A 9516-nucleotide genomic window follows, 5' to 3' on the forward strand; every position below is an offset into this window, starting at 1 on the left:
AACCAAATGAACCGACCCAGGAATCGGATTTTTCATCGTTGCGGTATCAGCCGCATGCTCTGAATATAATCTATCTTACTAGTATTTAGAAACGGCTCTAAGGGCTTTTTAGAAGGATTTTTATTGTGTCAAATGAGTTGAACCAGGAATCGGATTGACTAATTTTGCAGAGTCATTCTCTGGATCATCATCCTTCAAAGGTGGCGGAGGATTTTGTTCATCTGATGACGGCGGCGTATACGGTTCGATCGTGGCGTTAAATATCATGTGATAGCCAAGCTGAAAGTCCCCCTGCCATTTCTTCTTAACCGTGTATTGGATCGGAATGGAGACTTCACTGTTTGCATCTATGGGTGCGATACCTTCCAGATGGATCGGCGGTGTCATAGAGTTGTCTGCATATCCATCAATCGAATACTTGATGTAGCCACTGTACGAATTTGTGTTTGTTAGCACACAATCAACGGTTCCGATGTCACCGTCTTTTGGAAGGTGATTAAATAAGTGGTTTCTGAAACGGACCGCTATATCGCCATCTCCACTCGGTGTATTGGATGTAGTGCCACCGCTAGGGTTTCCTCCTGGTGGGAGGGATGTTGGTGTGGTACCACCGCTGTTACCTCCGGAGGAACCTGATCCTCCTCCAGAGCCACCTGATCCACCGGAGCCTCCTGAACCACCAGTGCCGCCGCCACCGCCACCGGTGCTACCGCCTCCACCGTTTGGATTCGGATTTGGTTGCTGATTCGGGAACAACTTAAACGTCGGCTTAGCAATGGTCTGATCAGCGGCCACGTACATCCCGTTCATGGGGTCCCCGATGTTATTGGCGTCGGTTCCGTTGTCAAACGCGAGCGTCCAGCCGCAGAGTTTGGCGAGTTGGCCGAGGTGGACGACGTGCCATTGGCTTAATCCATCGTCCATGTAACTACTGGCGTCGAGTGTTCCGTTGGCCATATCCTGTTGAATTGTATTGAGATCCCCGCCTAACATCTGCACCCAAGCGGGAACGTCGTCCACGGAAATCAGGCCATACCCGTTGTTGGAGCTGAGTGTGTCGATATTGTACAAATAGAAATTCCCGGTACGTCCGGTACCATCCTCCAGTGAAACCGTTGCGAGGCCGAAGGAGACGATACTTCTGCCTCCTGAAGCAGAAGGGTCGTTCACCCAACTGGAGTTCGGGTGATACCACCTCACTTCCTTTCTTACAGCATTCGAGTCCGTATAGGGATTGCTCTGGTAGAAACCTTGTATGTTCAACGTGCTCGTTAGACTCCCGACCGTATACGGTGCTTTTGTAGGATCAAGATAGGCTTGTCCCGGAGCATCTAACTGACCATCTTGAGGAATGGTCGGTGTATTTGTATCCGCGAAAGCATTAGAAAAAGAGAGCATTGATGTTAACATCAATGCTCCCGAAAACGATGAGAGGATTTTTATGCGCCCCATGATCTTGTTCACCCTTTCTTAACGGTATTGCAGAGTCCATTGACCGTTGGTGTTTTTGAAGGTTGCGGTCAAATACACCCCAGAACCCACGTTGTAAGGTTGTTGGAGTACAATAACCACAGCAATTTCATTGTTAAACGTCAGAGTAGTACCTTTCGAGCTTTCATACGGTTTGCTTGCTTTTGTTGAATTCACATACCACGTCACCTTGCTGTTATTCGTATCCGGCAGCGTAACCGTCACGCTCGATCCATCCACCTTAAACTTCACTTGTGCCATCAGATTCTTGATTTCATCTTGTGAAGCGATTTTGAATATCGGATCGTTCGCATAGAGTGCCGGAATCGTAACATTCGCCGGACTGAGCGTACCGTCGCTGTTGGGCTTCAAATTATCCGCAGAAGCGGGCAACATCCCCGGCGAACCGGATGATGAACTTGTTCCAGACGACGATTCAGATGAAACGGGTGGAAGCGGTGCAGGTTTCGATTTTTGAGACAAAACCTGCATAGCCAAGTCGATCAACGCCGCCGCTTCCTGACGGTTCATCGTGTCTTGGGACTTGTAATCGTTCGCGTCCGTCACTTCCGGGCCGGCCAGCTTATGGCTGATGACGTTAAACACCGCATTCTTTGCCCAAGGGTCTGTGTTTACCAGACCGTTTGAATCACCGTTGGATGCCGTCACTCCATGTTTGCTCAGGAAGTTCCAGACCATTTGGGCCGCTTCCTCGCGTTTCACAGGTGCATCCGGACTAAAAGTTGTAGCCGATGTTCCAGCGACGATTCCGGCTTCCGATGCCGTTTGGATGTAGGCGGCTGCCCAATGGCCTTTAGCATCCCCGAACTTCACTGGATTACTCGATTGTTGTAAGCCAAACGCGCGCACCAGGAGCGTTGCGAATTCGGCGCGGGTAAGTTCCTTCGTCGGTGCGAATTGTCCGTTGCCCACACCGCTGATTACATGCTTGTTACTCAGATCGTTAATGTACGTGACATAGGCGCTAGTGTCTGGTACGTCGCTGAACAAGGAGCTTTCAGCTTGAGCACTTACAGATACCGCTAGGAGACTTGCCATAGAAAGCCCTACAATTGCCCATTTTTTCTTCATGCGAATCACTCCTCCAAATTTCCTTTAATTGCATTTTGAATGAAAAAAATTCCGGCGTGAAGTCCCACCCCCTTAAAAGAAAGGAATAAAAAAATGCCTCAGTGGACCTGAGACACTTTTTTATTCCTCTCGATTATTTAATACTTCTCAAGAGCTAAACCTTTCTCCACCGGGCATTTCTGCCCCGTTCAATACACTCAATGACCCCTTCTTTCCCCATTTCATTCAAAACCTTTGTGATCGTCGGTCTGCTTATTCCCGGACAACGTTCTTCCACATCGGAGACCGTGAAATCCGCAATCATATGCTCAACAACAGTTCTGACTCTTTCTTGTTTCCAACCGCGTTTATCCGATGTGACTATACCGGCTCGTTCCTCAAATCGTTTGTAGGCGTTTAAAATCATCATAAGGAAGTAATCCAACCATGGCTTTATGTTGTGTTTTCCTTCATGCCAACCTTGCGAAGAGATTTCCAGGGTTTCGTAATACTGTTCTTTTGTGTCTTCAATCACTTTTTCCAAACTTATATATCGTCCTATAATATACCCCGCCTGATAAAGCAGTAATAACGTAAGAAGTCTCGCCATCCGACCGTTACCATCGGAGAACGGATGGATACAAAGAAAATCTAATACGAATGCAGCGATCAAAATGAGATCATCAACTTCCCCGCGATCCCTTTCGATGTTGTATTGCCTGCAAAGCTCTTCTACAGCTTCGGCGGTTTTCCAAGCAGGTACAGGCGTGAAACGTATGCGTTCCTGACCATTCGGTAACTTTTCCCGAATGTCATTATCAGTTAACTTCCATCTCCCTCCCGCTCCAGTTGCCAATTCCATGAGATCCCGATGAAGTTGCAGGATGACGTTGGGAGTTAAACGGATATGTTCGTAACTGGAATGAATCGTATCTAAAACCTCACGGTATCCTGCAATTTCTGCTTCGGATCGGTTTTCAGGTGCAAGTCTTTCCTTCAGCAAACGCTCTAAACGATTCGTTGAGATGGTGATTCCTTCGATTCGGTTGGAGGATTCCGTACTCTGTATGATCGCCACTTGACGCAATGCCTCCAACACTTCGGGTTTTTGGCGTTGGAAGAGGGCTTCCTTTCCCTTATACTCGTGGATTCTTGCGATCAGTTTTACGGTTGAGCCGGTATAGGATAGATTTTGTAAGTATTGATTACGAAAAGACATCATTTGTACCACTCCTTATATATATAATTTAACCAAAAAATTATATATATAAAAGGAGCGGAAAATAAAAAAGGAAGCATAAAATCTATGCCCCCTTGGTTTTTATCTCCGTTAGTGCCATAGCATCGAACTTACGATATGCTCATTCTTTATCTGCAATTATTAAGTTATTGCTACCTATCTTAAATAAAAGATAATCTATTAGTAGAATTGAGCATAAAGAATTTATTTCTGTTCCATAATCGACATCATAACCGTGCAATATTGCGTGCCTACTCATTTGTGAATTAATGGGTTCTCCATGTTTAAAATCATCTAATACAATATCTAAATAAAAATATAGTACCGTACTATCCATAGAGAAAGTGTCTTCATCTTGCAATAGATTACTAATATACTCCTTTAATGTATTTTGCTTCAAGAAACCGGTATGCTTAAAATAGTCAGCAATAATTCCTTCAAATTGTGGAATTAGAGTGGAAACGGATAAAAAGTACTTACCAGAAATATGAGCTTCTACGGCTTCATTTAATAATCGCAACCGAGGAGAAATCCACTTAATCTCTTTCCATCTTTGAACTATTCTATCTACTTTATTATTATCATAAAATTTAATAAGGAATTCCTTCACAAAATTTTTTGTTTCTTCTAATGTGCGTTCTTTGTAAAAACGTACAATTTTCCGGGCAGTAATAATAGGAATTTCATAATGTGCAGGATACCCTATTTTGAGCATTATTAACTTGAACTTTTCAATGTCATCTGTAGTTTCTTGAATTGCTTTTTTAATATTTTCATTATTAAATAATCCGGCTGCTTTTTCCAACGCTCCACTAATTGGTTTAAATACATCAGAAACATGCCTAGTCTGCTTGGCAACTTGCGCGAGTCGGCTTTGTAAATTTCGCCCAAACAACTCTTGATGTCTTAAAACCGGTTGCATAACTCTAGCGATTGTTTCACTGTTTTTAAGGACAGGTTCAATCATCTTTCTCCATCTTTCACTCGCTTCAAAAAGTCCCTTAAATCTCTCATCCATAATTTTCCACCCACTCAATATTATATTGTGGCTAATAATAATCTACCAATAGCCTGTAGAACAACAAGGTTATTTGGTAAGCTTACGCAAGCACGAATTTTAAAGTTTGCAGCCTGCAAACTCAGGATTGGGTTGCAACTCTCAATGCAACATAAATTTTATACTATTAAAAATTCGACGTCATAGACCACACGGCTAAAGCCGTGGGCTTGCAGTTATAGCTTACACTACACCGCGTATGGCTGTATGACGGCAGCCCGGCTTGCAATTACGCAAGCCGCATTGTGGTCGGCGTGGTCAGCGTGTCCGCACGACACACAAACAAATTCTGATTGCGTTTTACGGTTCTCTTTCGCTACATGACCGCAAGCAAAACAAGTTTGACTCGTATGTCTCGGATCAACGAATACAAGAGGCACACCAAATTTTTGTGCTTTATATACAATGAATTGGCGAAGTTGATAGAACGACCAATTCGATAGTTGAGAACGCTGAGACTTATTAACCGTCTTTCCGTTCTTTTTTGTCTTGAGCTTAGAGATCCCTTTCAGGTCCTCTAAAGCAATAACAGAACGGTGCCTTAAAGCCTTCTCAACTATCTTTTTGCTGATGCAATGATTGATGTCACGCGCCATTCGTTTTTCTTTCTTAGAACGCTTTTTGAGTAAGCGCTTGGCAGATTTTGTACCTTTCGATTGAAGCCTTGCACGGATACGAGCGTAGCGTTTTCGGAGATTTATGATTTTCTTCCCAGAAAACACTTCTCCTAAGCTATCCGTTGCAAGGTTTACAATCCCCAAATCGATGCCAATTACATCGGTAGTCTCAATCGGTGTTCCATCAGGAATCTCAACAACAAGGAGGAGGTAGAAAGTGTTGTCGATAAGAACTAAGTCAGCCTGCCCACGTACACGTTTCCCTTCCAGCACTCCGCGATGGTAGGAGCTGATCTGCATCGGAACATCTATGCGCCCATCGAGGGTGAGAGTGGAAGCAAACTCAAGTCCTTTAAAAGAAAGAATGCGCTCATCATAAATCATTGCACCCGTAGGACGAAATGTATGAACAACCTTCTTGTCTACCTTGTAGCTTTCAGCTACCTTGGCAATCGCACGAATGACCATTTGAGCCGAAAGTCCAAATTGCTCACGAATCTCGTAGTAACACTCTTTTTGAATTTTTACTTTACTAAATACTTTCTTCTCAAACGCGATCTCACTGATACGATTGCATGCTTCGTTGAAACGCTTCATGGTAGAAAGAAGTTGCTCATATTGCTGATCGTTCGGCAAGAGCTTGATCTTCGTAGTTATCAGCATAGCTTTTCACCTCCTTCAATTACGATTAAACACCAATTGAAGAAATCAATCAATTAAGAAAGGAGGGCAGAAATGGCGCATTCCTCCCACGCCTAAAGGCATGGGCTTCCTGCGCTGTTTTCTGTGAATATCCAAAGCATCGCACCAATAAATAAAAAAGGAGCCAAGGGAACGTAGTTTGGCGATCTTTTTATTATTTTTAAAATTAAATAACAGATAACCATGGATACGAAAGCGTTGAACAGTATACACCATACTTTTTCACCTAATCCCGCACCGAACCACACCATCATTTTTAAATCGCCTGCTCCACTTTGACCAAGAAAGAAAAATACAAGGAAGAAAAGACTTAGTAAGCAAGAAATGATCAAACGTTCTTTCCACGTTAAAGGTTCAATTAACAATATCCCAAGCCAAACTGAAAATGTGGCTATAACTTGTAACCGATTCGGAATCCGCATGGTTCGAGCGTCAAACCATGCGGCCACGGCCAAGAAGACCAACACGAGCCACTGTATCATTCCGTCAAATGCACCCCCAACAGCTGCTTAACAGAATTTTTGACAACAAGTAACGGATCTTGAGAAATCGTGACACTTTTCCATGGATTTTTCCCTGTGATCTGCACCCCAATCGAAAAGTCGCTCGGAGCATTGAGATCGACTTTGTACCACCCGACCCATGTGTTTGTTTCGTTTGACGTTGGCTGTTGCGGAACCATGTCCATACTCGTACCATCCGAAAATTGAACCGTTACTTTTTGCATAAATCCCGTTGAATCAACCATGAATTCCACTTGTCCTCCCGCCCGCACAAAAACCGGAAAATTCGTAGTCGGGACCGGATTCGTTTGTTCGGGGGCCGGGAAGAAAATTTGTGTGGCCCGAAGATTTTTCAAAGATACATACGTTCCTTCCAAAACCACGTGCTTAATTCGCGGTGTTCCCGTTCCGTCCGCCGACATCTCTGTTGCACGTAAAACAATGTTTGAGCCCGGTGTCACCGATGCCCAACTTCCCGGTGTGATCGCTTGCCAGGTGCTCCCTCCGTCCGTCGAAACTTCGTACTGGATGGATGTGTTCGGATCGTTTTGTTCTTGTGTTGTGAGTCTGACCAGCTCAATCGAGTCTTGTGTCGTGATTTTCACGGACTGATAGATTGAGCTTGGCGCATACAAGCGCGGTACTATGCCACCTGTAACGTCGAATGACGGAACGTCTTTATAGTTGAAACCTGGATTCGCGCTGTCCATCGCAAAAAGGTGAATCGAGCCGTCCGGAAACAGCATCGCCATCTGACTCCCATTTGTGCCTTGCACCAACGAAACCGACACCGCGTTCCCTAGCGCTTGGTCAAAGGTAGCAGGCACTTGCTGATATGAACTCGAAGCATCATCTTTCATGTACACGGCTCCCGGTTGAGTCGCGTTATTCAAAAGCAATACGCCTGTATCCGCGCTCAACGAGTTGGACTCTACCTGTTTGGCGTTGGCGTCCGTAATTGTCATCGCTGGATTTTGCGTATAGGTTCCGCTCGCATCATCGAAGACATAAAAATACACACCTGATTTCGTCTTTACGACAACATCCGGTGTGTTAGGAATCAGACTAATGGATAACGGATCAGCAAGCCCGGTATCAAATGACCGCATCGGAACTTGTACAAGCTGACCCGTATTGGCATCCTCCATGTACGTGGTAATGACGCCGGTTCCATTTGAAGAACGACTTAACGTTACCACTTCATTTGAATTTGGTTGGGCGGTGATAGAAAGAACGTTTTGCAACCCCGTGACGGTTAAATACGGGTTCTCAGCCATATGACCTGCTCCATCATCATAATCATATCGCTCAATGGATTGTTGGCCCCCGCCGTTATCGACAAGCGCCCAGATGGACGGAGAGTCCTGCCTTACCGCTACCCCTAGCGCTGTCACTCCCGAGACCGAATAGGAAGCTACGGGTTTCATAGACTGACTAGACGAATCATAACTCAACCAAGTGATTCCCGTAGTTGTAGGAACCACATATTGCGGAAGATTGCTTCCGACGGTGGTGGTAGCCAGGCTGTTCGATAACCCCGGCAAGCGCACTTCCTGCTTTTGTGTATCCACTACCGATGTGGTCGCTTTCGTGTCTATTTGCGACAAGTCTTGAAAGGAATCATCCAGCAAAACGGCGGCATTAGCAGTTTTACTAAAAAACCAGAAAAACGCTAGGAACAGCACACTTAGAGCGATTCGAGCGAAGCGATTTTCCATACTGTGCCCACCTTCTCCATTCTCGCCAACAAATCCACGCACTTTCCTTTCATTTCTTTTGGAACTTGCTCACCGCCCAGGGTGTATGATACTCGTACTATCAGTTCACCAAAGAGCTTCCTTCCAATCGGTTGTATTTCAAGATTTTCCGGTTTCATTGGGGTCATTTTGACCGGGGATGCTGTTACGGCAGCCGTATACGCCAGTCCAGTGAGTTCCATTTTTGCCTCTGGTTTTCCGGCGAGTTGATCGGTGAGATATTTCGTGATTGTTTCTTGTACGCCATCCGTACCAAAGGCAGGTAGATAAAAGCCCCCTTCCTCCAACGGGGATAAATTCTCCACCCGCGCGATCTTCCAAGAGCCGTCCTGTTTGGACAACTCATATACCTGATGTTCCCGATCCGTCGTACCATCCGGCAATGCAACGGTGACATCACTTTCGACCGTGGCGAATTGGAGCTTCCAGTCAAACGACTTTAAGTGATAGCTTTCTCTGAGTACGTCCCCCTTTTGTTTTAAGAGCCCTTTTTGATTGGCAATATTTTTCTTGGCCTGTCCGATCACCATCGACAAAGCATCATCCAATCGATTTTCCACGACGCTATGGATATAGGTCTTTGTCGTGGTCACAGGCTGTTTTCCGATGAAATATTGACCGACGATACATGCAATTATAACTCCTACATAGGCGATCCCCCACTTTTGCCACTTTTTCAAAAGAACATTCCTCCTTTAAGATCCTACAGGTTGCACAACTGTCGCGGTCGCATGGACTTTCATCGTGGGTTTGTACGGATGATTCTGATCGAGAAACAGATTGACCGCCCGTTCAAGGTTTTGCAATTCAAACGTCACGGTCGCTTCCACATCGACGTGTTCGTCATCTGGAAAGGTAATCTTGTAATCCACGAGTTGAATGTTTTTGTCTTTCAACGTCTGCATATTTTGAAATAACGTCTCCTGCGCGTGAACGATTGCTTGATCTTGGTTAACCGTAAATCTCCAAGCAATGGCTTCCCCATATTGATTGTACTGAGTAGCAACCTGATCGTATTGTTGTGCCCCCGCAAGACTGGCGGCGTCACAAGCGGTATACGTCGCACTTCGTACAAAACGGGCGCTGGATACGTCCATCC

9 protein-coding genes are annotated in these 9516 nt (G+C 45.1%); all 9 read right to left on the reverse strand.

Translation table 11 applies throughout. From position 1 onward, the window contains the following. Positions 1 to 120: 120 nt before the first annotated feature. Positions 121 to 1452 (reverse strand): hypothetical protein, encoded by a 1332-nt coding sequence (locus DNHGIG_RS20780; RefSeq protein ID WP_282201575.1) that lies wholly within the window; start codon positions 1450 to 1452, stop codon positions 121 to 123. A gap of 18 nt (positions 1453 to 1470) precedes the next feature. Then, positions 1471 to 2562, reverse strand: a complete 1092-nt coding sequence (locus DNHGIG_RS20785) for an S-layer homology domain-containing protein (protein ID WP_282201576.1) — start codon at positions 2560 to 2562, stop codon at positions 1471 to 1473. 154 nt (positions 2563 to 2716) lie between these two features. After that, positions 2717 to 3763 carry a Fic family protein gene (locus tag DNHGIG_RS20790; protein WP_282201577.1) on the reverse strand — a complete coding sequence of 349 codons (1047 nt, stop codon included), beginning with the start codon at positions 3761 to 3763 and terminating at the stop codon, positions 2717 to 2719. A gap of 139 nt (positions 3764 to 3902) precedes the next feature. After that, positions 3903 to 4799, reverse strand: a complete 897-nt coding sequence (locus DNHGIG_RS20795; protein WP_282201578.1) for a hypothetical protein — start codon at positions 4797 to 4799, stop codon at positions 3903 to 3905. A gap of 227 nt (positions 4800 to 5026) precedes the next feature. After that, positions 5027 to 6118: an RNA-guided endonuclease InsQ/TnpB family protein gene (locus DNHGIG_RS20800; protein WP_282201579.1), complete on the reverse strand. Its 1092-nt coding sequence runs from the start codon at positions 6116 to 6118 to the stop codon at positions 5027 to 5029. Positions 6119 to 6210: 92 nt separating this feature from the next. Then, on the reverse strand, positions 6211 to 6639 hold the full coding sequence (locus DNHGIG_RS20805; protein WP_282201580.1) for a prepilin peptidase: 429 nt from the start codon (positions 6637 to 6639) through the stop codon (positions 6211 to 6213). Continuing rightward, entirely contained in the window at positions 6636 to 8378 is a 1743-nt protein-coding gene (locus DNHGIG_RS20810; RefSeq protein WP_282201581.1) for a hypothetical protein, read from the reverse strand. The genes DNHGIG_RS20805 and DNHGIG_RS20810 overlap by 4 nt, the downstream gene beginning before the upstream one ends. Continuing rightward, entirely contained in the window at positions 8348 to 9097 is a 750-nt protein-coding gene (locus DNHGIG_RS20815; RefSeq protein WP_282201582.1) for a hypothetical protein, read from the reverse strand. The genes DNHGIG_RS20810 and DNHGIG_RS20815 overlap by 31 nt, the downstream gene beginning before the upstream one ends. A 15-nt stretch (positions 9098 to 9112) precedes the next feature. After that, a partial coding sequence (locus tag DNHGIG_RS20820; protein WP_282201583.1) for a hypothetical protein occupies positions 9113 to 9516 on the reverse strand: 404 nt, incomplete at its 5' end.

This window comes from Collibacillus ludicampi (assembly GCF_023705585.1).
In the GTDB taxonomy this organism is placed as follows: Bacteria; Bacillota; Bacilli; order Tumebacillales; family BOQE01; genus Collibacillus; species Collibacillus ludicampi.